The sequence below is a fragment of the Saccharopolyspora kobensis genome (assembly GCF_900108315.1).
In the GTDB taxonomy this organism is placed as follows: Bacteria; Actinomycetota; Actinomycetes; order Mycobacteriales; family Pseudonocardiaceae; genus Saccharopolyspora; species Saccharopolyspora kobensis.
Map to the genome: position 1 here is coordinate 16,134 of NZ_FNVB01000003.1, position 25,176 is coordinate 41,309.

Annotated in this window: 27 protein-coding genes and 1 pseudogene; 13 read left to right on the forward strand and 15 right to left on the reverse strand. The window is 72.1% G+C overall.

The window, feature by feature from the left end:
* Positions 1-27: 27 nt before the first annotated feature.
* Together C4T78_RS37280 and C4T78_RS08775 are read right to left on the reverse strand one after the other, a co-directional pair.
* Positions 28-312 carry a serine dehydratase beta chain gene (locus C4T78_RS37280; protein ID WP_107916129.1) on the reverse strand — a complete coding sequence of 95 codons (285 nt, stop codon included), beginning with the start codon at positions 310-312 and terminating at the stop codon, positions 28-30.
* Positions 309-1,520 carry an amidohydrolase gene (locus tag C4T78_RS08775; RefSeq protein WP_235863891.1) on the reverse strand — a complete coding sequence of 404 codons (1,212 nt, stop codon included), beginning with the start codon at positions 1,518-1,520 and terminating at the stop codon, positions 309-311. Before C4T78_RS08775 ends, C4T78_RS37280 begins: the two co-directional genes overlap by 4 nt.
* A gap of 95 nt (positions 1,521-1,615) precedes the next feature.
* Between C4T78_RS08775 and C4T78_RS08780 the strand changes: the two genes are divergently transcribed.
* Positions 1,616-2,626, forward strand: a complete 1,011-nt coding sequence (locus C4T78_RS08780) for an Lrp/AsnC family transcriptional regulator (protein WP_093358482.1) — start codon at positions 1,616-1,618, stop codon at positions 2,624-2,626.
* 58 nt (positions 2,627-2,684) lie between these two features.
* Here C4T78_RS08780 and C4T78_RS08785 read toward each other — a convergent pair whose 3' ends face one another.
* The 5 genes and pseudogenes from C4T78_RS08785 to C4T78_RS08805 form a co-directional block, all read right to left on the reverse strand.
* Positions 2,685-3,125: a nucleotidyltransferase domain-containing protein gene (locus C4T78_RS08785; RefSeq protein WP_093358350.1), complete on the reverse strand. Its 441-nt coding sequence runs from the start codon at positions 3,123-3,125 to the stop codon at positions 2,685-2,687.
* Positions 3,126-3,266: 141 nt separating this feature from the next.
* Positions 3,267-3,919: pseudogene (locus C4T78_RS37395) on the reverse strand (PIG-L deacetylase family protein).
* 81 nt (positions 3,920-4,000) lie between these two features.
* Complete coding sequence (locus tag C4T78_RS08795) at positions 4,001-5,224, reverse strand: MFS transporter (protein ID WP_093358352.1); 1,224 nt, start codon at positions 5,222-5,224, stop codon at positions 4,001-4,003.
* Positions 5,221-5,712 (reverse strand): ArsR/SmtB family transcription factor, encoded by a 492-nt coding sequence (locus C4T78_RS08800; RefSeq protein ID WP_309599265.1) that lies wholly within the window; start codon positions 5,710-5,712, stop codon positions 5,221-5,223. The genes C4T78_RS08795 and C4T78_RS08800 overlap by 4 nt, the downstream gene beginning before the upstream one ends.
* A 227-nt stretch (positions 5,713-5,939) precedes the next feature.
* On the reverse strand, positions 5,940-6,593 hold the full coding sequence (locus C4T78_RS08805) for a GntR family transcriptional regulator (RefSeq protein ID WP_093358359.1): 654 nt from the start codon (positions 6,591-6,593) through the stop codon (positions 5,940-5,942).
* A 109-nt stretch (positions 6,594-6,702) separates the two neighbouring features.
* Between C4T78_RS08805 and C4T78_RS08810 the strand changes: the two genes are divergently transcribed.
* From C4T78_RS08810 to C4T78_RS08820, 3 genes are all read left to right on the forward strand, one after another.
* Positions 6,703-7,839 carry a mandelate racemase/muconate lactonizing enzyme family protein gene (locus C4T78_RS08810; RefSeq protein WP_093358361.1) on the forward strand — a complete coding sequence of 379 codons (1,137 nt, stop codon included), beginning with the start codon at positions 6,703-6,705 and terminating at the stop codon, positions 7,837-7,839.
* Between the two features lie 121 nt (positions 7,840-7,960).
* Positions 7,961-9,625, forward strand: coding sequence for an alpha-amylase family glycosyl hydrolase (locus tag C4T78_RS08815; protein WP_218161755.1), 1,665 nt, complete (start codon positions 7,961-7,963; stop codon positions 9,623-9,625).
* Positions 9,553-10,221, forward strand: a complete 669-nt coding sequence (locus C4T78_RS08820) for a dienelactone hydrolase family protein (RefSeq protein ID WP_374703872.1) — start codon at positions 9,553-9,555, stop codon at positions 10,219-10,221. The genes C4T78_RS08815 and C4T78_RS08820 overlap by 73 nt, the downstream gene beginning before the upstream one ends.
* Before the next feature lie 97 nt (positions 10,222-10,318).
* Here C4T78_RS08820 and cynR read toward each other — a convergent pair whose 3' ends face one another.
* Complete coding sequence (cynR, locus tag C4T78_RS08825; RefSeq protein ID WP_093358365.1) at positions 10,319-11,218, reverse strand: transcriptional regulator CynR; 900 nt, start codon at positions 11,216-11,218, stop codon at positions 10,319-10,321.
* A 114-nt stretch (positions 11,219-11,332) separates the two neighbouring features.
* On the opposite strand from cynR, the gene C4T78_RS08830 reads away from it, so the two are divergent.
* The 4 genes from C4T78_RS08830 to C4T78_RS08845 all read left to right on the forward strand — a co-directional run bounded on the left by C4T78_RS08830 (position 11,333) and on the right by C4T78_RS08845 (position 13,772).
* Positions 11,333-11,935: a carbonic anhydrase gene (locus C4T78_RS08830; protein WP_093358367.1), complete on the forward strand. Its 603-nt coding sequence runs from the start codon at positions 11,333-11,335 to the stop codon at positions 11,933-11,935.
* Between the two features lie 42 nt (positions 11,936-11,977).
* Positions 11,978-12,448 carry a cyanase gene (gene cynS, locus C4T78_RS08835; RefSeq protein ID WP_093358369.1) on the forward strand — a complete coding sequence of 157 codons (471 nt, stop codon included), beginning with the start codon at positions 11,978-11,980 and terminating at the stop codon, positions 12,446-12,448.
* A 130-nt stretch (positions 12,449-12,578) separates the two neighbouring features.
* On the forward strand, positions 12,579-13,076 hold the full coding sequence (locus C4T78_RS08840) for a nucleoside deaminase (protein WP_093358371.1): 498 nt from the start codon (positions 12,579-12,581) through the stop codon (positions 13,074-13,076).
* 108 nt (positions 13,077-13,184) lie between these two features.
* Positions 13,185-13,772 (forward strand): ankyrin repeat domain-containing protein, encoded by a 588-nt coding sequence (locus tag C4T78_RS08845; RefSeq protein WP_093358373.1) that lies wholly within the window; start codon positions 13,185-13,187, stop codon positions 13,770-13,772.
* Positions 13,773-13,782: 10 nt separating this feature from the next.
* Here C4T78_RS08845 and C4T78_RS08850 read toward each other — a convergent pair whose 3' ends face one another.
* Together C4T78_RS08850 and C4T78_RS08855 are read right to left on the reverse strand one after the other, a co-directional pair.
* On the reverse strand, positions 13,783-14,613 hold the full coding sequence (locus C4T78_RS08850) for a VOC family protein (RefSeq protein WP_093358375.1): 831 nt from the start codon (positions 14,611-14,613) through the stop codon (positions 13,783-13,785).
* Positions 14,614-14,909: 296 nt separating this feature from the next.
* Positions 14,910-16,187 (reverse strand): amidohydrolase family protein, encoded by a 1,278-nt coding sequence (locus tag C4T78_RS08855; protein WP_093358486.1) that lies wholly within the window; start codon positions 16,185-16,187, stop codon positions 14,910-14,912.
* Between the two features lie 590 nt (positions 16,188-16,777).
* Between C4T78_RS08855 and C4T78_RS08860 the strand changes: the two genes are divergently transcribed.
* The 3 genes from C4T78_RS08860 (at position 16,778) to C4T78_RS08870 (ending at position 19,603) form a co-directional block, all read left to right on the forward strand.
* Entirely contained in the window at positions 16,778-18,259 is a 1,482-nt protein-coding gene (locus C4T78_RS08860) for an NCS1 family nucleobase:cation symporter-1 (RefSeq protein WP_093358377.1), read from the forward strand.
* 37 nt (positions 18,260-18,296) lie between these two features.
* Positions 18,297-19,022, forward strand: a complete 726-nt coding sequence (locus tag C4T78_RS08865) for an aspartate/glutamate racemase family protein (protein WP_093358488.1) — start codon at positions 18,297-18,299, stop codon at positions 19,020-19,022.
* 83 nt (positions 19,023-19,105) lie between these two features.
* Positions 19,106-19,603: a nucleoside deaminase gene (locus tag C4T78_RS08870; protein ID WP_093358378.1), complete on the forward strand. Its 498-nt coding sequence runs from the start codon at positions 19,106-19,108 to the stop codon at positions 19,601-19,603.
* Positions 19,604-19,612: 9 nt separating this feature from the next.
* Here the strand turns inward: C4T78_RS08870 and C4T78_RS08875 are convergent, their stop codons facing one another.
* From C4T78_RS08875 to C4T78_RS08885, 3 genes are all read right to left on the reverse strand, one after another.
* A complete protein-coding gene (locus tag C4T78_RS08875; protein WP_093358380.1) occupies positions 19,613-20,263 on the reverse strand; it encodes a GntR family transcriptional regulator in 651 nt (216 codons plus the stop codon).
* 414 nt (positions 20,264-20,677) lie between these two features.
* Positions 20,678-21,013, reverse strand: coding sequence for a plasmid stabilization protein (locus C4T78_RS08880; protein ID WP_093358490.1), 336 nt, complete (start codon positions 21,011-21,013; stop codon positions 20,678-20,680).
* 69 nt (positions 21,014-21,082) lie between these two features.
* Positions 21,083-22,495, reverse strand: coding sequence for an MFS transporter (locus C4T78_RS08885; protein ID WP_093358382.1), 1,413 nt, complete (start codon positions 22,493-22,495; stop codon positions 21,083-21,085).
* Positions 22,496-22,636: 141 nt separating this feature from the next.
* On the opposite strand from C4T78_RS08885, the gene C4T78_RS36330 reads away from it, so the two are divergent.
* Positions 22,637-22,786 carry a hypothetical protein gene (locus C4T78_RS36330; RefSeq protein ID WP_177247827.1) on the forward strand — a complete coding sequence of 50 codons (150 nt, stop codon included), beginning with the start codon at positions 22,637-22,639 and terminating at the stop codon, positions 22,784-22,786.
* A gap of 13 nt (positions 22,787-22,799) precedes the next feature.
* On the opposite strand, the gene C4T78_RS08890 is transcribed toward C4T78_RS36330, so the two are convergent.
* Positions 22,800-23,150, reverse strand: a complete 351-nt coding sequence (locus C4T78_RS08890) for a DUF8129 domain-containing protein (RefSeq protein WP_093358384.1) — start codon at positions 23,148-23,150, stop codon at positions 22,800-22,802.
* Positions 23,151-23,261: 111 nt separating this feature from the next.
* On the opposite strand from C4T78_RS08890, the gene C4T78_RS08895 reads away from it, so the two are divergent.
* The gene (locus C4T78_RS08895) at positions 23,262-24,236 is read left to right on the forward strand and encodes a TIGR03557 family F420-dependent LLM class oxidoreductase (RefSeq protein WP_218161762.1); all 975 of its coding nucleotides are present in this window, start codon (positions 23,262-23,264) and stop codon (positions 24,234-24,236) included.
* A 6-nt stretch (positions 24,237-24,242) separates the two neighbouring features.
* Here C4T78_RS08895 and C4T78_RS08900 read toward each other — a convergent pair whose 3' ends face one another.
* Entirely contained in the window at positions 24,243-25,109 is an 867-nt protein-coding gene (locus tag C4T78_RS08900) for an SAM-dependent methyltransferase (RefSeq protein ID WP_093358388.1), read from the reverse strand.
* Positions 25,110-25,176: the final 67 nt, after the last annotated feature.

Genomic DNA, 25,176 nt, shown 5'->3' on the forward strand with positions numbered 1-25,176 from the left:
ATGTTGACCAGAGGTTCGGAGTGGCTCTCAGCAGGCCACGACGTCGAGGGAGAGACCGCCGCCGCTCGTCGCGGACGAGCTGGCTGCGCGCACCGGCGGTGTCGACGTCCACTTCGGACGGCTGCGCGCCGAGCAGACCGTGCACGACCGCCCTGTCCGAGGCGTGCCCGCGCACGTTGCCCCGAACAGCTCGACCCGCACGGAGCGGACGTCGCGCAGGAGACCGTCGGCGGCCGGCAGGAACCGGCGGGCGGCGACCATCGGCCCGACCGGGCGCGCGCTCGACGGCCCGATCCCCGCGCTGACGCTCATGTCGCCGCCGAGCTCCGGCGCGCGGCGTGCTCGTCCAGGAACTTCTGCCGCAGCACCGGGTCGGCGGCGACGTCCACGGCGGTCAGCGCCATCGCGGCAGCGCCGTCCACCGCGGCGTCATCGCCTGCCGGGGTCGCCGCTGCGGCGGCGAAGCCTCGGGTGTGCGGCGGGTGCTCGCAGCCGATGATCGCGATGGACGGGTGGATGCTGGGCACGACGTGCGAGACGTTGCCCATGTCCGTCGACCCGCCGCGCATGCCGTGGGTCTCGCGCAGGCTCCGGCCCAGCGCCTCGACGTGCGCGGCGAACCGGTCGGACATGGCCGGTTCCTGCACCAGGTCGGCGTAGAGCGGCTCGGTGGGCTCGACCGACATCGTCGCGCCGCTGGCCCGCGCTCCGGCGTCGAAGCAGGCCATCACCCGCTCCTGCAGGGCGAAGGTGGTCTCGACGTCGAAGGCCCGCACCTCGCAGTCCACGACCGCCTTCTCCGGGATGATGTTGGTGACCGCACCGCCCTCCCGCACGAACAGGCCGATCCGGCAGTCACCGGTGATCTGCTGGCGCAGCAACCCGATCGCCACCTGGGCGACGACCGCGGCGTCGGCGGCGTTGATCCCCTGGTGCGGCGCGGCGGCGGCGTGCGAAGCCCGGCCCGCGTAGGTCACCGCGAACCGCGTCACCGCCTGGCTGGCGAAGGCCGCCGGGTGCACGTCGGCCTGCCCGGGGTGCACCATCATCGCCACGGTGACGTCGTCGAAGACGCCGCGCTCCAGCAGCAGGACCTTCCCGCCGCCGTGCTCCTCGGCGGGTGTGCCGATCACCTTGACCCGGATCCCGAGTTCGTCGGCGACGGCGGCCAGCCCGATGGCGGCGCCTACCGCGGCCGAGGCGATGATGTTGTGCCCGCAGGCGTGCCCGATCTCGGGCAGCGCGTCGTACTCGGCGCAGATGCCGACGGTGAACTCCCCGCTGCCGCGCACCGCGGTGAACGCCGTCGGAACGTCCTCCGGGCCCGGTGCCACCGCGAAGCCCGCCGCGCCGAGCAGCTCGGTGACCTTCTCCACCGAGCGGTGCTCGGCGAAGGCCAGCTCGGGCTCCGCGTGCAGGCTGCGGCTGAGCCGCACGAGGCGCTCCCGCCAGCGCTGCTGCTCGGCCCGCACCGCGTTCCCGAGCGCCCCGACGTCGACCCGGTTGTCCTGACCGCCCACTTGCACTCCTCCCTGGTCCGTCCTGGACAGGAAGGGTCAGCGATGGCACGCTCGCCTTCCCCCGAATGCAGGATCGCGGCAGGAACACCGATCGAATGCAGGATCACGCCGAACTGGACGAAGTCGATCTCGCGCTGGTCAACGCGCTGCAGATCCACCCGCGCGCGCCCTGGTCGCTGATCGGCGGCGTGCTCGGCATCGACCCGGTCACCGCCGCCCGCAGGTGGGCGCGGCTGGAGCGCACCGGGCTGGCCTGGATATCCGCCTATCCCCCGACCACCCCCGCCCAGGCCACGGCCTTCGTCGAGCTGGTCTGCGAACCGGGTCGCGGGGTGGAGGTGGCGCGCGAGCTGGCCGACGACCCGCAGGCCATGACCATCGACGTGACCGCGGGCGGGCGCGACGTGCTGGTCACCGTCAGCACCCCGGACCCGCAGACGCTGTCGAGCTACCTGCTGGAGCGGATGAGCCGGGTCGGTCACCTCCAGCAGGTGCGCAGCCACCCGGCGGTGCGGATCTACACCGAGGCCAGCCGCTGGCGGTTGCGCGCGCTCGACCACGACCAGGTCGCGCGGATGGCCCGGGACCCCGGCACCACGGCCGGACTGGTCTCGCTGACCGAGCAGGACTGGGCGATCGCGGTGGCGCTGGCCGCCGACGGGCGGGCGCCGGTCGCGGCGCTCGCCGAAGCGGCGGGCACCAGCACGAGCACGGTGCGGCGGCGGATGGCCCGGATGCTGGCCAGCCGGCAGCTCCGGCTGCGCTGCGAACTCGCCCGGACGCAGTCCGGCTGGCCGGTGTACGCGTGGTTCTTCGCCCGCGTGCCCCCGGCCCACCTCGACGACACCGCGCGCGCTCTCGCCCGCATCCCGGAGGTCCGCGCGGTGACCTCGACGGCCGGTCCGCACAACCTGATCATCGCGGTCTGGCAGCGGTCGCTGGCCGACGTGCAGGACCTGGAGACGCACATGAGCAGGCGGCTGCCGAACCTCGACATCGTCGACCGCAGCATCGTCGTGCGGCCGGTGAAGCTCGTCGGCCGGCTCCTCGACGAGCGCGGCCACGCGACCGGTTCCGTCCCGCTCGACACCCGCCGCAACCCGTGACCCCGCGGGCTTCACCGGGCGCAGGGATCCGGGCGCACCCGCCGGATTGGAGGCGGCTTCAGGCCGCGCAGGCGTCGACCAGCTTCGCCAGGAGCCCGGTGCGGTCGCGGAGCACCCGGATCCCGTCGCGCACCACCCGGCGCGTGCCGCCGTCCACCTCCGGTTCCGTGGCCGCCCAGGCGGGTGTCGTGATGTTGAGCTCCACCACCAGTCCGGTCGTCGCGTGGCGCGATCGCCGTTCCGCCACCACGCCCCACTGCTTCGCGCGCAGCAGCGGGAGTTCCAGCCCCGGCGGCAGGTTCCCGGTGCCGTCGGTGTAGCGCCCCGGATCCGAGGTCACCACGATGATGTCCACATCGGACTCGGCTGTTTCCGCTCCCGGCGGGCGCGCGTAGGAGCCGACCAGCGCCAGGGCCAGCACGTCGGGCCGGGCGTCCGCCCAGTCGCACAACTCGGTCACCACCTGCTGGGCCCGCTCGTGCCGCGCGGTGCTGTCCACCTGCTCCTCCTGCGGTCAGCGGTACCGCGCTCCGCGCGGATCTGCGTTCGCCGTGAACGACGTCGTCGGCCTGACCGACATCTTTGCGCACAACCGCCGAGTCGGGCTCCGCTGCCCCCGGCTCCGGGCCGGGAGGCGCTGCTAAGCATCGGAAGCGATGCTGGTGGCAGGCTTCGCGACCGGAGTGCGCGCAGGATCGACGAACCACTCGCGGCCCAGCAGCAAGCCGAAAACCGCTGCGGGGAGCCGGACGAGCACACGCATCACGGGGGCGACCCTGCCGCCTCCGTAAACCTCGGAGCGGTGCGCGGCCAGCGCCGCCTGCTTCTGCCGAGCGAACCGGCGCACGTTCAACCGGTGCGTGATGGCCGAAGCCGGGCTGTAGGCGGTCCGCAGCGCTTCTGCGTCGAAGCGGAAGGGAATGCGCAACGCACGGATCAGCCGCACCAGACGCTCAACGACGTCACGGGGCATGGTGGCTTCCAAGACGGTGCCCACCCCGGCCAGTTCTGCCGCTCTCCTGCCCACCTCGTGCACCTTCACGTGGTCGCGATGGCCGTACCCGCCGTTGGAGTCGTAGCTCAGCAGGACGTCGGTACCTTCCTCGCGCAGGATCGCGGCGAGCCTTCCCGCCGCTTCGTCGGTGTCGGCGGGGACTCAGCGGCCGCCACCATGGTGTCCGCGGCCACCACGATCACCACGCGGTGACCCTCGGCCGCAGCACGGGCGAGAGTGCCACCGGTCAACAGCACTTCATCGTCAGGATGCGCGTGGAACGCCACGATGGTTGCCACGGCCTCAGTATGGGGCACCGCGAAACAGCAAGATCATCGGGGATGGCGGCGGGCGGACCGCCCGCGCAGGGCGGTCCCCGGTCAGCTCGGCGCGGTCGTCCTCCGGGTGAGCGTGCGGACGTCCTCGACCGCCAGCGCGAGGACCGTGGCGACGAGCACCGCGGCCGCGCCGCCGAGCAGGACCGGTGCGGTGCCGATCCCTTCGGCCAGCGGGCCCGCGGCCACCTCACCGACCGGCAGCGCGATGAACGAGCCGAGCATGTCGTAGGAGTAGACCCGCGCGAGCTTGTCCTCCGGGACGTTCTGCTGCAGCGAGACCTCCCACGCCACGGCGAACTGCTCCAGGGCGAATCCGGTCACGAACATGGCCGGCAGCAGCAGGAGCACCGACGGCCGCTGCGACAGCACGATCAGCGGCAGCACTTCGAGCATCCCGACCGCGACGCCGAAGCCCAGCGCTCGCTTCGGCTGCCACCGCGCCGCGACGATCCCACCGGCGAAGGCGCCCGCCGTCTGCGCGCCCAGGGCCAGCCCCCACGCGGCCCGGCCGAACGTCTGGTCGGCGATCACCGGCCCGATCACCGTCAGCGCACCGGCGGTGACCGCGTTGACCACCATGCACTGCGCCACGACCACCCAGACCCAGCGCCGGGACCTGAACTCCCGCCAGCCCTCGCGGATCTCGGCGAGAGGCCGCGCTCGGCCCGGAAGTGCGACGTGCGGCAGCCGCACTCCCCGGAAGAACAACGCCGCGACGGCGAACGCCACCGCGTTGCCGACCAACGCGGCACCGGACCCGCTCGTCGCGGCCAGCGCACCACCGACCGACACCCCGGTGATCCGCCCGCCGTTCACCCCGAGCCGCAGCAGGGCGTTGGCCTGGGTGAGCAGATGCGCGGGCACGGTCCGCGGCGTGAGCGAAGCCGCCGCGGGCAGGGACAGCGCGGCGGCCGCACCGTTGCCCGCGCCCAGCAGCACCAGCAGCGGGATGGACGCGAATCCGAAGAGGACGCTCGCCGCCACCAGCGCCTGGCTGGCCGCGGCGCCGAACTGGGCGCCCTGCAGGATCGCCGATCTGGGCAACCGATCTGCCAGCACCCCGCCGAGCAGCAGCAGCGCGACGTTGGCCAGCGAACGCGCCCCGACGACGATCCCGATGTCCACCACCGAACCGGTCAGGTCCAGCACGGCGAAGGCGATCGCCACCGGTGCGACCGCGTTGCCGAACTCAGCGGCGGTCCGGCCCCCGGCGAGCCGGCGGAAGGCCCGGTGGGCCAGCGGCCGGGACAGCCCGGTGGAGCTCATCCGGCTTCAGCGGAAGCGACCGGGAACAGCGCGACGGCCGCGCTGATCTGCTCGGTGCCCGGCGTCCGGGGTGGCACCGCGGCGGAGTGCAGCAGCTCGCCGAGCTCTCGCGCCAGTGAGAGCGCACGCTGCCAGCTGTCCGGATCCAGCCACACCTGCGCATCGGTCAACGCCCCCGGCGCCCCGGCGGGCCACCGCTGAACCCGGCGTGGCAGGTCCGCGGCCATGGTGACCACGAGCTGCCGTTCCTCGGCCGGATCGGCGAGCAAGCGCGCACCGCTGTCGGGGTCGTGCCGGTACCGCTTGGCCCGACCACCGCGGATCACCACCTCACCGGCGACGTCGAGCAACCCGGCCTCGTGCAGCCGCCGCAGGTGGTAGCTGGCGTTCGCCTGCGACTCCCCCAGCTCCCGCGCGACCTCGGCGGCGCTCATGGCAACGCCGGTCAGCAGCGAAAGCATCCGGAGCCGCAACGGATGCGCCAGCACGCGAAGCTCCTCCAAGGAGCGCTGTTCTGCCACACCTCGATCTTGACGCACACCAGCCGACCCCCAAAGAACCATTTGGGGGATCCGCGATGCTCCGACTCGCATCGCCCGCGGCGCAGCGAGCGGTTGACCGCACCACGCACGGAAGCGCGAAAGATCCAGCAGACGCCCGGCGATCCGCTGGGCGGCGGGCACAACGGGGTGCGATTTCGCGAGATCGGCCGCGGCTACGCCCCGGTCGCCGGCATCTCGTGGATGTGGGCCGCCACTGCTTCGCAGGCCGCTTCCACGTCGTCGCCGCGGAGGACTTCGAGGAGCCGGGCGTGCTGGTCCGCGACCGCCTTCGGGGACGGGTGGGCCGGGGCGTCCCGGCGGAACTGGGCCACCACCCGGGGTTCGATGACGTTCCACAGCTGCAGGCAGTGCGGCTGGCCCGACCTGGTGATCAGGAACCGGTGGAACTCGACGTCGGCGTCGGCCAGGCCCGCGTGGTCCGCCGCCTCGGCGAGCCGGGTCATCCGGCCCACGAGCGCCGCCAGGTGCGCGAAGTCGTCCTCGGTGAGCAGCGGGTGCACCGTGCGGACCGCGAAGCGCTCCAGGGTCAGGCGGATCGGCACCAGGATCTCGGTGACCTCCTGCTGCGAGATGCCCAGCACCTCGGTGCCGCGGTACGGGTAGGAGACGACCAGGCCTTCCTGCTCCAGCTGGCGCAGCGCTTCGCGGATCGGCGCGCGGCTGATGTCCAGGTCCGCCGCGAGGTCCCGCTCGGTGAGCTTGTCGCCCGGTCGCAGCGTGCCGTCCACGATCGCCGCGCGGAGCACGTCGGCGACCTGGTGGCGGCGCGAGGTCGAGGGCAGGGCGGGCAGGAGGTTTCTGGCCATCGGCGGAACTGGCCCCTTCGGTCGGCTCGGATGCGAGCAGAACTATAGCCCGCGCCGCCGTGGTGGCTGTATGGTCGACCATCGACCATCGACCAGAGGAGGCACCCGGGTGAAGATCCGCGAGATCCGCGCCGCCGGACTGCGGGGCGCCACGCCGGAGGGCGGGTGGAGCGTCGAGCTCCGGCCGGACGACGTGGTGCACACGCTGGTGGCGGTGCACTCCGACACCGGGCTGGTCGGCGTGGGCAGCGCTTTCACCAGCGAGAACCTGGTGCGCGCGGCCCTCGACGTGCTCGCTCCCCTGTGCCTGGGCGACAGCGCGCTGGAACCGGAGCGGGTCTCCGAGCACCTGCACCAGCACACCTTCTGGCTCGGGCGCGGCGGGGCGCTCACGCACACCATCAGCGCGATCGACATCGCGCTGTGGGACCTGCTCGGCCAGGCCACCGGGCAGCCGGTCGGCCGGCTCCTGGGCGGGCGCCACCGGGAGCGGGTGCGGCCCTACGCCTCGGTGCTGATGGACGAGCCCGCACGGCTCGCCGGAAACCTCATCGAGCTCGCCGACCAGGGCTTCCGCGCCTTCAAGATCGGCTGGGGGCCGTTCGGGCGGGTGAGCGCGGCCCTGGACGAGGAGATCGTGCGCGCCGCGCGGGACGCTGTCGGACCCGACGCGCTGCTGGCCGTCGACGCGGGCGGCAGCGACGGCTGCTGGCGCGGCGACCTCAAGTGGGCGCTGCGCACCGCCGAGATGCTCCAGGCGCACCAGGTCGCGTGGTTCGAGGAGCCGCTGCGCCCCGACGCCGTCGAGGACTTCGCCGCGCTGCGCAGCCGGACGCTCGTGCCGATCTCCGGCGGTGAGGTGCTGACGCGGCGCCAGGCGTTCCGGCCGTACCTGGAGCAGCGCGCGTTCGACATCGTCCAGCCCGACACCACCAAGGTCGGCGGGCTCAGCGAGAGCCGCCGGATCGGCTGGCTGGCGCAGGAGCACGGTGTCCGGCTGATCCCGCACGGCTGGAACACCGCGGTCGGCCTGCTCGCCGACCTGCACCTGGCCTCGGCGCTGCCCGGCACCGACCTCGTGGAGTACAAGACCGGTTCGCCCTACATCGACGGCATCACCGAGCAGCCGTTCCGCCTCGATCCCGACGGCATGCTGGCGATCCCGGCAGGCCCCGGCCTGGGTCTCCAGCTCGATCCCGAGCGACTCGCGCGGTTCGCCGACGCCGAGGAGTTGCTCCGACCATGACCGCGCCAAGTCATCGCGGGCGGCGAGCCGGTGGACGTCCTGAACGCACCTCGGCTGCGACGGCGGTGGCTCACCAAGGCATCGATCAGCGCGTGAAGCGATCGGGAAGGAGACATCGACGGTGATCGAGCAGCAGGACTCCGATGCGGACGACGCCGGGGCGCAGTGGTGGCGACGGGCCGTGATCTACCAGATCTACCCGCGCAGCTTCGCCGACAGCGACTCCGACGGCGTCGGCGACCTGCGCGGCATCATCGGCAAGCTCGACTACCTGGCGGACACGCTGGGCGTCGACGCGATCTGGTGCGGCCCGCTCTACCGCTCCCCGCAGGTCGACTTCGGCTACGACATCAGCGATCACACCGACATCGACCCGGTCTTCGGCACCCTGGAGGACTTCGACGCCCTGATCGCCGCAGCGCACCAGCGCGGCCTGAAGGTGATCGTCGACTTCGTGCCGAACCACACCTCCGCCGAGCACCCGTGGTTCGCCGAATCCCGCTCGGGCCGCACCGCCGCGAAGCGGGACTGGTACGTCTGGGCGGATTCGGCGCCCGGCGGCGGCCCGCCGAACAACTGGACCAGCGAGCAGGGCGGCTCCACGTGGGAGTTCGACGAGACCACCGGACAGTGGTACCTGCACTCGTTCAACCGGACGCAACCGGACGTGAACTGGCGCTGCCCGCAGCTGCGCGCGGCGATGCTCGGCGTGCTGCGCTTCTGGCTGGAGCGCGGGGTGGACGGCTTCCGGATCGACGCGCTGCACATGATCGCCAAGGATCCCGATCTCACCGACAACCCGGCCAGGACGAACGCCGAGCCCAACCCGACCGACCGGCAGCATCCGGACTTCGACACCCAGTGGCACTCGCACGACCGGATGCACCCGGACCTGCACGACCACATCCGCGAGATCCGCGCGCTGCTCGACGAGCACAGCGCCCGGACCGGGCAGGAGCGGATCGCGATCGGCGAGATCGAGGCCATGCCGTGGGAGTCGTGGGTCCGCTTCCTCGGCGACGGCGGAACGCACTTCAACTTCAACTTCAACTTCGTCGAAACGCCCTGGGAGCCCGCGGCGCTGCGCGCCGGCGTCGAGGCGCAGGAAGCGGCGCTGCCGGCCGGTGCCTGGCCGAACTACGTGCTGTCCAACCACGACCGGCCGCGGCTGGCGACCCGCAACGGCCCGCAGAGCGTGCGGATCGCGGCGATGCTGCTGCTGACCCTGCGCGGCACCCCGACGCTGTACTACGGCGACGAGCTCGGCCTGGCCGACCTGCCGATCCCCGAGGAGAAGTGGCTGGATCCGCTGGGCCGGGACCAGGCCCGGGCCGCGATGCCGTGGACCTCCCGGGGCAACGGCGGTTTCGACTCCGGGCCGGCCGACGCCGCACCGTGGCTGCCGGTGAGCGACGAGTACCTGCGCCTCAGCGTGCAGAGCCAGCTCGCCGAGCCGGACTCGGTGCTCAACCTCTACCGGCGGCTGCTCGCCCTGCGCCGGAGCGAACCCGCGCTGCAGCACGGCGCTTTCCGCGCGCTCGACCTCCGCGCCGAGCACTGCACGGGCTACCTGCGGAGCACCCGGAAGCAGGAGTTGGCCGTGCTGCTGAACTTCGGTGACACCGACACCGCGGTGGAACTGCCCGGCCACGGCCGCGTGCTGCTGTCCGCCGACGTTCCTTCCGCGGTGGCCGAGCGCGCGCTGCGGCAGCGATTCCTCGTGCGCGGCCACAGCGGTTTGCTCGTCGAGCTCGGCGATGTCGTTCCCGGGCAGCGCGACGCGTAGTCGCCGGAGCTGATTGGATGTCCGCTGTGGACATCCTTCTGCTTCATTCAGTGTTCGGGCTGCGGCCCGCGGTGCACGCCGCCGCCGACCGGCTGCGCGAGGCCGGTCACGAGGTGCACGTCCCCGACCTGTTCGACGGGCGCACCGCGGAGACCGTCGAGGACGGCATGCGCATCAGCGAGGAGATCGGCCGCGACGAGCTGCTGCGCCGGGCGGTGCAGGTCGCCGCTCCGCTCAGCGCGCGGGGACTGGTCTACGCCGGGTTCTCGCTGGGCGCGGCGCTGGCGCAGAACCTCGCGCTGGCCGACGAGAAGGCCCGCGGCCTGCTGCTCCTGCACGGCACCTCCGACATCGCGGAGAACGCAGCGGTCGACGACCTCCAGGTGCAGCTGCACGTGGCCGATCCCGACCCGTTCGAGTCGGAGGACTGGCTGAACTCCTGGTACCTGCGGATGCAGCGGGCCGGGGCGGAGGTGGAGGTCTTCCGCTACGCCGGTGCCGGGCACCTCTACACCGATCCGAGCCTGCCCGACCACGACGCCGAGGCCGCCCGCAAGACCTGGAACATCGCGGTGGACTTCCTCGGCTCGCTCTGAACCAACGGGCCCGGGTGCGAGTCATTGCACCCGGGCGCCGAGGCCGGATGCGGCTGCGACGACCGCACCGGCCGGCCTCTGAGCGTCCACATCGGACTCATGACTGGCCGCCGTCCCGCACGGATCGCCGGGCGATGCGCACGAACGCCCGGGAAGCAGCGCTCCGGTAAGCGCTCTCGCGGCGCAGCAGGCAGGCCGTGCGGGTCGGCAGGCCGGGCTCCAGCGAGACCGGGTGCAGCTCGGGGTGCTCCCGCGTGATGGCGTCGGGCAGCACGGTGACCAGGTCGGTCCGCCGGATCATCTCGATCAGCGCGGTGACCGAGTTCGCCTCCACCGCGACCCGCACCTGAGCCCGGTGCTGGGCGAAGTAGGCGTCGATGTGGCCCCGGGTGGCGAAGTCCGCGCTGAGCAGCGCCAGCGGCTGTTCGGCCACCTCCGCCACCGGCAGCGGGTGACGGCGGCGGGCCAGCGGGTGGCGCCGCCCGACGACGAGGCTGAGCGACTCGGTCAGCAGCGCGGCGCTGTCGATGCCCGGCAGGTGGCCGCCGCGGAACGCCACGCCCAGGTCGAGCTCGTCGGCGAGCAGGGCGGCTTCGATCCGGTCCTGCGTCATCTCCCGCACGTCCAGGCTGATCCCCGGGTGCGCGGCCCGGAACTCACCGGTCAGCGGCCCGACCAGGTAAGCGGTGAAGGTCGGTGTCACCGCCAGCCGCAGGTGCCCCCGGCTGAGGTCCTGCACGTCGAGCACAGCGCGCTCCCCCGCCGCGAGATCGCGCAGCACCTCGCGCGCGTGGTGCAGGTAGGTCGCGCCCGCGTCGGTCAGCCGCACCGAGCGGCCGGTCCGGTCGAGCAGCTGCACGCCCAGAGCCTTCTCCAGCTGCTTGACCTGCTGCGACAGCGTCGGCTGGGAGATGTGCAGCTCCTCGGCGGCGCGGGTGAAGTTCGCGTGCTCGGCGACGGCCAGCAGGTAGCGGAGGTGGCGCAGTTCAACGGTCACGCAACCCACCATAGATGACAGCGATCGTCTCGATGGCAACTGCGTATTGGACGCTATACCTCCAGTTCAGGCATGGTCGTGATGTCGGTCCACCAGCTAGCAGAAGGAGGGACCATGCAGCACCTCGCGGACGGCATCCGCCGGTTCCAGCAGGGCGTCTTCCCCGCCAAGGCCGAGCTGTTCGCCCGGCTCGCCACCGAGCACCGGCCGCGCACGCTGTTCATCGGCTGCTCCGACGCCCGCGTGGTCCCCGAGCTGATCACCCAGCAGGATCCCGGCGAGCTGTTCGTCATCCGCACCGCGGGCAACCTCGTGCCCGCGCACTCCGGCGGGGCCGACGGTGTCGCCGCGAGCATCGAGTACGCCATCGACGCGCTGGAGGTTTCCGACGTCGTCGTCTGCGGGCATTCCTCCTGCGGCGCGATGACCGCCCTCGCCGAGCGCCGGGAACTCTCCGCGCTGCCGACCACCGCCGCGTGGTTGCGCCACGCGGACGCCTCGCTGGCGCGAGCCGCAGCCGCGGGCGGGAACCACCAGGTCGACGTGCTCGTGCGGCACAACGTGCTCGCGCAACTGGCGAACCTGGCGACCCATCCCTCCGTCGCCCGCGCCGTCGCCGGCGGCCGGGTCGCGCTGCACGGCTGGGTCTTCGACATCGCCACCGGCGTCGTGACCGGAGTCGGCCACGACCTCGCAAACCCCGTCACGGCCGCCTGAGACCGCGGCGGAACTCCGCACCGAATTCGAGAGGAAGCGAAGATGACCCACGCCCAGTTCGACCCCGCCGCCCGCCAGCAGCTCGCGATCGCCGCCGTCGAGGCCAAGACCCGCAAGGACCTGACGTGGCGGCAGATCGCCGACACCGCCGGGTACTCCGAGGCGTTCGTGACCGCCGCGCTGCTGGGCCAGCACGCGCTGCCCGCGCCCGCCGCCGAGGCCGTCGCCGAACTCCTGGGACTCGGTGCCGACGCGGCGACGCTGCTGCAGACGATCCCGACCCGCGGTTCCATCCCGGGCGGCATCCCGACCGACCCGACCATCTACCGGTTCTACGAGATGCTCCAGGTCTACGGCACGACGCTCAAGGCGCTGGTGCACGAGAAGTTCGGCGACGGCATCATCAGCGCGATCAACTTCCGGCTGGACGTGCAGAAGGTCGCCGATCCCGAGGGCGGCGAGCGCGCCGTGATCACCCTGGACGGCAAGTACCTGCCCACCAAGCCCTTCTGAGCCTCCACCGGCGGGCTCTGATCCCAGGCGAGGACGGCCCCTCCGCGCAAGCACCAGGAGGGGCGCCCGCACCGGGGAAGCACTCACCCGCCGAGCGACCACCAGCAAGCTCTGAGAATCCGGAGAAGACGTGGACCCCATCCAGCGCACCATCGACCTGGCCCAGCGCAACGTCGCCGAGGGCGGCCGCCCGTTCGCGACCGTGATCGTCAAGGACGGCGAAGTCCTGGCCGAGAGCCCCAACCAGGTGGCGCAGACCGGCGATCCCACCGCGCACGCGGAGATCCTGGCCATCCGGGAGGCGTGCCTGAAGACCGGCAGCGAGCACCTCACCGGCACCACCATCTACGTGCTCGCCCACCCGTGCCCGATGTGCCTGGGCTCGCTGTACTACTGCAGCCCGGACGAGGTCGTGTTCCTGACCACGCGGGAGGCCTACGAGCCGCACTACGTGGACGACCGCAAGTACTTCGAGCTCGACACCTTCTACGCGGAGTTCGCCAAGGACTGGCGCGACCGGCGGTTGCCGATGCGCCACGAGCACCGCGACGCCGCCGTCGAGGTCTACCGCGACTGGCAGCGGCGCAACGGCGGTGAGCGCCGCGTCGCAGGCGCCCCGACCGCCTGACGCCGGCCGCGATCAGCCGTGTGATTCCCTGGCACCCCGGTGCCGTCCGCGCAGCCACCGGTCCTCGCCACCGGTGGCTGCGCACCCTGCCGAGGAGAGGACTCCCCCATGCCCGACCGACGACTCCTGCGCGCGGCCACCACCGGCGACCTCGGCGAGGTCCGCGCCGCGCTGGCCGCAGGCGCCGATGCCGGAGCCCGCGACGCGCACCAGCGCACCCCGCTGCTGCTGGCCGTGCACGGCGACCACGTCGACGTCGCCCGCGAGCTCGTCGCGGCCGGTGCCGACCCGAACGCCCAGGACGACCGCCGGGACAGCCCCTTCCTGGCCACCGGGGTGACCGGCAGCGTCGAGATGCTCCGCGTGCTGCTGCCCGCGGGCCCCGACTTCACCGTGACCAACCGGTTCGGCGGCACCGCGCTCATCCCCGCCTGCGAGCGCGGCCACGTCGACTACGTCCGGGAAGCGGTGCGCACCGGGATCGACGTGGACCACGTCAACGACCTCGGCTGGACCGGGCTGCTGGAGGCCGTCATCCTCGGCGACGGCACCCGGCCCTACCAGCGGATCGTGCGGATCCTGCTGGACGCCGGAGCCGACCCGGCGCTCCCCGACCGCGACGGCGTGACGGCGCTCCGCCACGCCGGGAACCGCGGCCAGGCGCAGATCGCCGATCTGCTCCGCGGCGCCGCCTGATCCCGGTCCGTCAGTCGTCGTAGGGATCGTCGTTGCCGGCCGAGCCGTAGTCGGTCGCCTGCGACGGGTCGACGAGGGCGAAGCGCGCGCCCAGCGGGTCGCGCAGGACCGCGACGCGGCCGAGGCTGGAGTCGTACGGGTCCACGCGCACCCGGCCGTGGTGGGCGACCGCCGTGCGCACCATCTCGTCGGTGCCCACCTCCTCGTCCACGCCGAGGTAGACCAGCCAGTGCGCGTGCGCGCCCGGGCTGAGGTGGTCGCGGATCATGCAGACGCGGGCGAGCACGGAGTCCCCGCCCAGGTACCAGACCTCGTAGTCGGAGAGGTGGTCGGTGCCGAACTGCTCGCCGGTGTAGCCGAACAGACCGCCGTAGAAGTGGTCGGCCGCCTGCGCCTTGATGGTGACCAGCTCCGCCCACACCAGGGTGCCCGGCAGGCCGACGTCGAACTGCCACGTCGCGTCGGGCTCCAGCAGGCCGAACTCGTCGTCGGCCGGGGTGGCCAGCACGAGCTTGACGCCCAGCCCCGGCACGCGGCTGCGCGGCACGGTGATGTGGCCGCCCAGCTTGCCCGCCTCCGCCGCGGTGGCGGCGCTGTCGGGAGTGGCCAGGAACAGCCGCCACCGCGTCCGGCCGTCCGCCGACTCGCGGATGCTGGCCACCGGGTACCCGTCCCGGTGCGCGATCACGTGCCCGCCCTCGCGCGGATCGTCGTGCTGCTCGAACTCCCAGCCGAACAGGGCGCCGTAGAACCCGCGGGCCACGGGGATGTCGGTGGTCACCAGCTCGATCCAGCAGGGCGTCCCGGCGGGGATGCTCAAGCGAGCCCTCTCGACGGTCATGTCCGGCCCCCAGCCATCCGGTCAAGATCACTTGTCCGCTCCATTATGCGCCCGGGGTCCGACGACGCACTCCGCCGAAGGGGATCACGATCGGATCAAACACCCGGACAGAGCACCACTTCCGGAGCAATCGGGGACGAACCCGCCGAACCGGTCGGCCTTCCTCACCCTCCGCCCATGAATGTCCACAGTGGAGCGAATCGGCGAGACGTCCGCTCAGCAGCGGGACCGTGAGCGCTTTGGGGCGCTGGGGCACCCCGAAGCGCTCACGGGAACCTGGACGACCGAGCGTTGCGTCAGGCGGATTCGACGAGCCGACCGGCGCGCACGACGTGGAGCGGCGCCAGCAGGACCGAGAGGTCCTGGTGCGGGTCGCCGGAGAGCACCACCGCGTCACCGCTGAAGCCCGGAGCCAGTCGGCCCGCTTCACGCTCCACGCCCAGCAGGCTCGCCGCGGAGGTCGTCGCGGTGCGGATCGCGTCCAGCGCCGGGAGACCCGCCTCGTGCATCAGCTGCACCTCGCGGCCGATCGGGTCGACCGCACCGCCGGAGGAGTCGGTCCCGGCCGCCAGCGGCACTCCCAGCTCGTGGGCCGCGCGCACGGCGTCCTTCAGGATCGGCAGGTAGGTGCGGCCGCGCTCGGCCAGGACCGGATCCGAGGATTCGGCCAGACCCGCCATCGCCGTCAGCGTCGGCGTGAAGAAGGTGTTCCGGCGGCGCATCTCGTGCAGCGTCCGCTCGCCGACGTACACGCCGTGCTCCAGCGAGCGGATGCCCGCGGTCACCGCGTCGTGGCAGCCCTGCTCGCTGTAGCTGTGGCAGAGCACGCCCTTGCCGCGCCGGCCGGCCGCGGAGACGACCTCCGAGAGCTGCTCGTGGGAGTAGACCTGGGTCAGCGGGTCCTGCTCGGGCAGCCCGGCGCGTTCGTTGACCCGGGTCTTGATCACGTCGGCGCCGCGCGCCAGGTTCACCTCGACGACGCGGCGCAGCGCCTCCGGCGAGCGGACGCCCTCGGCCAGCCGCGCCAGCGGCGTGAGGTCGGGGTCGGCGAGGACGGTGTCGCCGAGGTCCGGGGTGACGAAGACGCCCGCCGCCTTCAGCCGCGGTGCGCGTCCGGGCACCTGGCGGGCGAGTTCGCGCACGGCGATGTCCTGGTAGAAGTTCGTGGAGCCGCTGCGGGCGCTGGTGGCGCCCTTGCGGACCGCGTCGCTCGCCTCGTCGACGGTGTTGAAGTGGATGTGCGCGTCGACCAGCCCCGGCAGCACCCAGCGGCCACGCGCGTCCAGGCGGGCCGACCCCGCGGGCACCTCGATGGCGTCGCGAGCTCCCGCCGCGCGCACGATGCCGTCGCGGATGACGACCACGCCGTCCTCGACGACCGCACCGGTGGCCGGATCGAGCAGGGTGCCACCGTCGATGACCAGGTCACCGGCCCTCGGCTCCGGTCGCCGGGCGGCGGCGGCCGTGCCGGGCGCGACCGCCAGCGCGGTGGTGCCCGCCAGCACCGCGGCGGTGGCGAGCACGCCTCGCCGGGTGAGGTGGCCGGCGGGCGGCGGAACGGGGTCAACGCACATCGAGCGCTCCTTGCTGTACATCGTCGGGCGTTTCTGTATACCAAATCGCGCACCTCAAACCCACTGCCGCACGTAACTATCCGACAGTCAACTTCGGTTGATCGCTTTTGGTATACCGCAACAGAGGACTCTTCCGGCACCCCCCGCCGCACCGGCACCTGGATCGTGGACACCCGGACCCGCAGCGGTCACCATTCGGGCGGGCGGCCGTCGGCGCGACGCCCCGATCGCCCACCCGGAAGACCGCGCGCCGTGCTCGCAGCGCTCGCGCGAAACCCTTGACGCGCCTGGACAACCGGTCTAGCGTTTTCGAATCATAAACGTATACTTCCGCAATTCGAAATAGAAGTTTCACTTGGTCGCCCCGGCGACTCCCCGCCCAGCGCTGCTGGGCGCCGCGGGACCACCGGTCGCACTCCTCCACCGGAGAAGCCCATGTCCTCATCGAGCACCACCTCCCCGGCGCGGTACCGCGTGCTCGGCGAGGACGAGGGCACAACGCTGAGCGGCACTCCGCACCACCCCCATCCGATGCCCGGCACCAGACAAGGAAGTCGACAGTTGCGCACAGGACACCTGGAGGCCGCCCGATGACCGCCACGGACAACGGCTCCGCCGTGGAGGCCCCCACCACGACCAGCTCCCGGCTCTACACCTACGACCTGGCGCCCACGAAGAAGGAAGGGCGCCGCTGGGGCGCCTACAACGTCTTCACGCTCTGGGGCAACGACGTGCACAGCCTCGGCAACTACGCCTTCGCGATCGGGCTGTTCGCGCTCGGGTTGAACGTGTGGGGCATCCTGGCCGCCTTCGTGCTGGCCTCGCTGCTGCTGTTCCTGCTGCTGACGCTGTCGGGCTACATGGGGCACAAGACGGGCGTGCCCTTCCCGGTGATGAGCCGGATCGCCTTCGGCACCAAGGGCGCGCAGATCCCGGCCGCCGTCCGCGGCATCGTGGCCATCGCCTGGTTCGGCATCCAGACCTACCTGGCCTCCGAGGTGCTGAGCACCCTGCTGGTGGCCATGTTCCCGTCGATGCAGGCGCTGGAGGAGACCTCGGCGCTCGGGCTCTCGACGCTCGGCTGGATCACCTTCCTGGCGCTGTGGCTGGTCCAGGTGCTCATCGCCAGCTACGGCATGCACGTCATCCGCAAGTACATGGCCGTCGCGGCACCGACCATCCTGATCACGATGACCGCGCTGGCGATCTGGATGTTCGTCCGCGCCGGCGGCGAGATCGCGCTGTCGAACTCGCAGCCGTTCACCGGCGGCGAGATGTGGCTGCAGATCCTGCAGGGCGCCGCGCTGTGGGTGGTCATCTACGGGACGTTCGTGCTGAACTTCTGCGACTTCACCCGCTCGGCCAAGAGCCGCCAGTCGATCATCCGCGGCAACCTGATCGGCATCCCGGTGAACATGCTGTTCTTCGCCGTCATCGTGGTGGTGCTCAGCGGTGCGCAGTTCAAGCTCGACGGCAAGGTGATCACCAGCCCGACCGACATCGTGCAGACCATCCCCAACATGGTGCTGCTGGCCGCCGCCTCGCTCGCGCTGATCGTGCTGACCATCGCGGTGAACCTGCTGGCCAACTTCGTGGCGCCGATCTACGTGCTGGTCAACCTGTTCCCGCGGCACCTGAACTTCCGCAAGGCGGCGCTGGTGAGCGCGGTCATCGGACTGGTCATCCTGCCGTGGAACCTCTACAACGACCCGGTCGTGGTGAACTACTTCCTCGGCGGCCTCGGTGCGCTGCTCGGCCCGCTGTTCGGCGTGATCATGGCCGACTACTGGCTGGTCCGGAAGACCCGGGTGAACGTCCCGGCGCTCTACAGCGAGGACGCGCACTCCGACTACCACTACAGCCGCGGGTACAACCCGAAGGCGATCTGGGCGTTCATCCCGTCCGCGGCGATCGCGGTGGCGGTGGCGCTGGTCCCCGCGTTCAGCGCGGCGGCCGGGTTCTCCTGGTTCATCGGCGCGATCCTCGGCGCCGCCATCTACGCCGCGATCGCCGGCCGCAAGCCCAACGCCTCCGATGTGGACGGCGAGTCGATCGCGGTGGCCGCGGAGTGAAGTGCCGGTCGACGAGTTCTGCGAAGAAGGTTGGACAATGCGCATTCTGGTCGTGAACGTCAACACCACCGCCGCCATCACCGAGGCCATCGGTGCGCAGGCCGCCGGTGCGGCGTCTCCCGGCACCGAGATCGTGGCCCTCACCCCGGCCTTCGGCGCCGAGTCGGTGGAGGGCAACTACGAGAGCTACCTGGCCGCGATCGCGGTGATGGAGACGGTGCGGGCCTACCCGGAGCCGTTCGACGCCATCATCCAGGCCGGCTACGGCGAGCACGGCCGGGAGGGACTGCAGGAGCTGTTCGACGTCCCGGTCGTGGACATCACCGAGGCCGCCGCGAGCACCGCGCAGTTCCTCGGCCGCACCTACTCGGTGGTGACCAGCCTGGACCGCACGGTCCCGCTGATCGAGGAACGGCTGCACGTCGGCGGGCTCAGCGCGCGCTGCGCGTCCGTGCGGGCCAGCGGCATGGCCGTGCTGGACCTCGAACGGGACCCGGACGCCGCGGTGGAGGCGATCGCCGAGCAGGCGGCGCGCGCCGTCGAGGACGACCGGGCGGAGGTCATCTGCCTGGGCTGCGGTGGCATGTCCGGGCTCGCCGAGCGCGTGGTCGAGCGCACCGGGGTACCCGTCGTGGACGGGGTGACCGCCGCGGTGACCATCGCCGAATCGCTGGTGCGCCTGGGCCTGAGCACCTCGAAGGTCCGCACCTACGCCGCGCCGCGGCCGAAGCGGGTGCTGAACTGGCCGCCGCAGCTGAGCTGAGGGACCGGTGGTGGCGGGGCTGCCCCGCCACCACCGGCACTTCCAGCCAGGAATGGTATACCAAAAGTGGTAGGCTGGGCGGCATGGACGAACCGCAGACCATCAGCGAGCAGGACCGATCGCACCTGCGGCGGTGCGTCGATCTCGCCCGTGAAGCGCTGGAGGACGGCGACGAGCCGTTCGGCTCGGTGCTCGTCGACGCGACCGGCTCGGTGCGCTTCGAAGACCGCAACCGGGTCAAGGGCGGCGACGCGACCCGGCACCCCGAGTTCGAGATAGCGCGCTGGGCGGCCGCGAACCTCTCCCCCGCAGAGCGCGGCGAGAGCACCGTCTACACCTCCGGCGAGCACTGCCCGATGTGCAGCGCCGCGCACGCCTGGGTCGGTCTCGGCCGCATCGTCTACGCGACGAGCACCGAGCAGCTGAGCGCATGGCACCGCGAGTGGGAGCTGCCCGCCGGGCCGGTGGCGGCGCTGCCGGTCAACGCGGTCGCGCCGGGGATCCCGGTCGCCGGACCGGTCCCGGAGCTGGCCGACGAGGTCCGCGAGCTGCACGCCCGCCTGCACGGCATCGGCCGGTAGCCGCGCCTGTCAGGACTCCGCCGCGCGCTGGCGCTCGGCGGCCATGCCCTGACCCGCGGCGAGGTGTTCGGCGATCAGCCGCTCCACCCGCACCACGTCCCGGTCCGCGATCGCCGAGTAGAGACCTTCGTGCTGCTCGGCGATCGCGGTCAGGTCGTCGTGCTGGCCGAGCAACCAGCGCATCCGCCCGCTCATGACCCGCTCCAGCTCGCTGAGCAGCTCGTTGGCCGCCAGCGAGGTCACCACCTCGTGGAAGTCGGCCGCCGCGCGCCGCGCGCGCACCGCATCGCCCGCGCGCGCCGCGGCCAGCTCGGTGTCCAGGACCTCGCGGAGCCGGGCCAGGCCGTCCTTGGTCCGGCGCTGCGCGGCCAGCTTGAAGGTCAGCGCTTCGAACGCCCCGCGCACCTCGTTGAGGTCGGCGACGTCGGAGGCGGTGAACTCGCGGACCACCGCCCAGCTGCGCGGGCGGGGCGTCACCAGTCCCTCGGCCACCAGCGACCGCAGCGCATCGCGCACCGGGAGCCTGCTCACCCCCAGCTCGGCCGCCAGGTCGCGCTCGACGAGCCTGCTGCCCGGAGCCCGGATCCCGCCGAGGATCTCGTCGCGGAGCTGCCGCATCACCCGCTCCGACTCCGGCTCGAAGCTCCCTGCCTGTGTCATGAGTTCAAGTCTCCATCGCGATCTGGACCGCCATCGTATCGGCGGCGCCGCCCTGCCGGGGCCCCGACACCGGGTATCCACAGTGGACAGTTCGGTGCCGGGCCGCGGTGGCCGGGCGCGGGATGCGCCCGGGCGACGTGAGGGGAGTCCGAGCGCTGGCCGCCGATCAGATGTCGTGATCAGGCTGCGGGAGCGGGCCGGGAGCCGGTGTTCGCGCGCTCGTGCCGCCCGGTGATCACCCTGGCCGGATGAACGGGCTGGCCGACATGACATGGCTGGTCGGCTCCGCGGATGATCGTCGCGGAGCCGACCAGCGGCGTTCTCGACCAGCGGCGCCGGGCGGTTCGCTTCCGTCGCTGCGCCTCCGGGAGCCGTTGTGCGTGGCCCAGGAGCGGGCCCGGCGGCCTGCCGCGCCTAGCCGCGGCTCACCGCCTTCTCCAGCTCGGCCTTGGTCATCTTGGAGCGGCCCTTGACGCCCGCCCGGCGGGCGTCCTCGTAGAGCTGCTGCTTGGTGCGCCCGCCGGGGCCCTGGCGCTTGCCCGACCGCCGGCCACCGCGCCGCTGCGGCGGGATGTCCTGGGTCGAGGTCCGGCTGCTCTGCTTGGTCTGGCCCTGCTGGGCCCGGTCCTTGTTGACCGTTCGAGCGGCGATCTCGCTCGCCCGGCTCTTGCTCGAGCCCCGTTCGCGCGCCTGCTCCTTGATGTGCTCGTACTGCCGTTCCTGCTTGGCGTTCCAGCTTCGCTGCGGCATGTCCGTCACTTCCCTCCAACGGGGTTCTGCAGCCAGTGACTACCCGCGGCGACGGCGAGTACACCGGGTTCAGTCCGCCTCGCGCTCCTCCTCGGCGCGTTGGCGGGCCTCCTGCCGGTCGGTCGCGGTGGGCTTGGAGCCCGGCAGCGCGCGCCCGGCGGGCTCCCTGATGGCCCACACCGCCACCAGGCCCACCGCGCCCGCGATCACCAGCAGGAACGCAGGTACCGACCGCATCCCGGTGGCCGCGACCAGGGACTCCGCGATCAGCGGGGTGGTGCCGCCGAAGAGCGCGACGGAGATGTTGAACCCGACCGACACCGCGCCGTAGCGGACCTCGGTCGGGAACAGCGCAGGCAGCGTCGAGGGCATGGTGCCGCTGAAGCAGACCAGGATCAGGCCCATGACCAGCAGCCCGGCCAGGACCGCGGGCACGCTGCCCGCTCCGATCAGCAGGAACGCCGGGAACGCCAGCACGATCAGGGCCGCGCTGCCCAGCGCGGCGATCGGCCGCCGACCGATCCGGTCGGAGAACCGCCCCAGCACCACGATCAGGCCCATCACCAGCACCATCGCCACCAGCACCAGGGCCAGCGCACCGGTGTGCGGGAAGCCCAGCACCGCGGACAGGTAGGTCGGCATGTAGGCGGTGAGCATGTAGTTGGTCACGTTGAACACCATCACCAGGCCGATGCACTTGAGCATCGCGCGCCAGTGGTCGCCGAAGATCGTGCGCAAGCTGCGCAAGGTGGCCGCCGCCTGCTCGTCCTCCGACTCGGAGCCCGCCTGGTAGGCGGGGCTCTCCCCCAGCCGGAACCGCAGGTAGAGGCCGACGATGCCGAGCGGCCCGGCCAGCAGGAACGGGATCCGCCAGCCCCAGCTCACCAGGTCCTGCGGGGACAGCACCACGGTCAGCGCGATGACCAGGCCCGCTCCCAGCGCGTAGCCGGTCAGCGTGCCCAGCTCCAGCCAGGAGGCCATGAAGCCGCGGCGCCGGTCCGGCGAGTACTCGGCGACGAAGGTGGCCGCGCCGCCGTACTCCCCGCCCGTGGAGAAGCCCTGCACCAGCCGCGCCACCAGCAGCAGCACCGGTGCCCAGATGCCGATGGTCGCGTAGCTGGGGATCAGTCCGATCGTCACGGTGCCCAGCGCCATCGTCACCATCGTGATGGCCAGCACCGTCCGCCTGCCGATGCGGTCGCCCAGCGGCCCGAAGAAGAACCCGCCCAGCGGCCTGACCAGGAACGCCACCGCGAAGGCCGCGAAGGTGGACAGCAGCTGGGCGGTCGGGTTGGTGGGCGGGAAGAACACCTGCCCGATGACCACCGCGATGTAGCTGTAGACGCCGAAGTCGAACCACTCCACGGTGTTGCCGATCGCGGCGGCGGCGACCGCGCGCCTGACCTGGCCTTCGTCCACAATGGTCGCTTCCGGCTCGTCCCGCCGCGACCTGCTGCGGCGCTGCTTGCCGCCCCTCGGCATCGCAACCATCCCCCGTCGCGCCACCACCCGCCCGCAGTCGGCGGTTACCCCCGCGCCCGGTGCGGAAACGGTGCGGGTTCAAGCCCCGCCCGCGGTGGTTACCCCCGGGGCGAGGAGTTTCGGAGAACACTGGAGGAAACCATGTCGCTACCGCACTTCCCGCGCATCCGCCGCGTGCTGAACGGTGTCCGGAAGCCGGCGCCGTGCTCGGGTGTGCCCGGCCGCGAGCCGGACCCGCTCCTGCACACCGGCCCCCGGATCCCGCCCGACACGCTCAAGCGCTGGCGGTGACATCGCGGCGCGCTCACTGACCGCGTGGCCGGTCGCCCTTGGGTTTCCCGGGCTGACCGGCCATTCCGTGGCGCGGTGGGTGCATGGGCTCCGGCGATCCGCTGGGATCCACCGGTGAACCGCCCGCCGTGTCCTCGGCCTCCAGCGGTTCGTCGTCCTGCGAGCCGCCCGACGGTCGCGCTCCCGCGCGCAGCTCGTTCAGCCGGTTCTGCAGGATCTCGCAGACCTGGGCCCGGTTGTTGTGCGTGCGCTCGTGGTCCAGCAGGAGCTTGATCTCGTCAGCGGGCAGCGACCGGATGCGGTGCTGCAGCGAACCGACCGGGATGTTGTCGTAATCGATGATCGGGAGTTCGTGCGGGGACATCTCGCCTCCTGAGTTCGCGTACCGCCAGACGGTTTCCCCGCGCCGCGCGAGAACATGCGCCCCGGCCGCCACCGGGCGCGGCTGCCCGCGAAGTGCCAGCCTGGTGGCATGGTGCGATTCGGATGCACGCTGATGACCGAGCAATCCGGCCCGCGGGAACTGGTGCTGCAGGCCGCCGAGGCGGAGCGGGCCGGATTCGACTTCGAAGTGATGAGCGACCACTACTTCCCCTGGCTGGAGGAGCAGGGGCACGCGCCCTACGCGTGGAGCGTGCTCGGGGCGGTCACCCAGGCCACCGAGCAGGTCGAGCTGATGACCTACGTCACCGCACCGATCATCCGCTACCACCCGGCGGTCGTGGCGCAGAAGGCCGCCACGGTCGGCTTGCTCTCCGGTGACCGGTTCGTGCTCGGCGTGGGTTCCGGGGAGAACCTCAACGAGCACGTCGTGGGCCGCGGCTGGCCACCGGTCAACGTGCGGCACGAGATGCTGACCGAGGCGCTGCACATCATCGGCGCGCTCTTCGACGGCGGTCACGTCAACTACGCCGGGAAGCACTACCGGGTCGATTCGGCGAAGCTGTGGGACCTGCCGTCGCGGCGCGTGCCGGTGGCCACCGCCGTGTCCGGGGCGCAGTCGGTCCAGCGGTTCGCCGAGCTGTCCGACGCGATGATCGCGGTCGAGCCCAGCAGCTCGCTCTGCGAGCAGTGGGACCGGGCTGCCGCGAGCGGAGCTCAGCGCAAGATCGGGCAGCTGCCGATCGCCTGGTCGACCGACCGGGACGCCGCCGTGCGGCGGGCCCGGCAGCAGTTCCGCTGGTTCGCGGGCGGCTGGAAGGTCAACTCCGAGCTGCCCGGCCCGGCTTCCTTCGCCGCGGCGACCGAGTTCGTCCGCGACGAGGACATCGCGGCCTCGATCCCCTGCGGTCCCGATGTCGAGCCGATCGTGGAGTCGGCGGCGGCCTTCTGGAAAGCCGGGTTCACCGATCTCGCGGTCGTCCAGATCGACGTGGACGCCGACCGGCGGGGATTCTTCGACTTCGCCGAGCGGGAGCTGCTGCCCGCGCTGCGCGAAGCCGCGTCCTGAGTTCGCTCAGACCTTCTCGGCGAGCACGGTGAGCTCCACTTCGGACGCGACCGGCCGCCGCCCGATCGGTTTGAGGTAGCGGGCGGCGAACTCCGGCGATCCGGCCTGCTCGACCAGCCGCCAGCCGTGTTCGGCGAGGAACCCGGCCACCTCCTCGGGAGCCCAGCCGAACTTCCACAACCGGCGCTCGACCACGTACTCCCGGTGCAGCGCCGCGGAATCCCGGAGGTCGGTGCCGTCGAGGAAGTCCGCGCGCACGTAGGTGAACACCAGCCTGCTGCCGATCCGCGCATCGGCCAGGTGGGCGAACGTGCGGCGGATCGCCTCCTCGGTCAGGTACTGCGTCACGCCCTCCCAGACGAAGAACGGCTGCCGCTCGGCGGTGCAGCCGTGCGCGGCGAGCGCTGCGCCGAGGTCCTGGCGCTCGAAGTCGACGGGCACCAGCCCGACGCGGTCCGGGACCCTGCCGTAGACCTTCTGCACTAGCGCGCGCTTGCGGGCGGTGGCCGCGGGCAGGTCCACTTCGTAGCAGGGCATCGCGGCCAGCTCCGGCAGCCGGTACGCGCGGGTGTCCAGGCCCGCTCCGAGCAGCACCACGGCGTCGATCCCGTTCTCGGCCGCGGTGCGCAGCTGGTCGTCGATGTAGCGCTTCCGGCACAGCAGGCTCGACCAGAGGCCCGGGGCCCGCTTCTCCACGGCCCTGGCGATCGCCCAGCGCACCGGGGGCGCCGCGCACAGCCCCGCGACGGTCTTCGCGCCCAGCGGCAGCAGCCGGTAGGCGAGCTTGTCGCGGACCAGCGGGATCTCCTCGTGCTGGTCGATCGCGACGAGCGCCATCGGCCCCACGGCCGTGCGTGCAGCCGCGTTCCCCATGCTTGCGAGTCCTTTCCTCCGTCAAGGCTCGCCGCAGCGGTCGCTCGAGCGCACCGGCCGGTGGCCG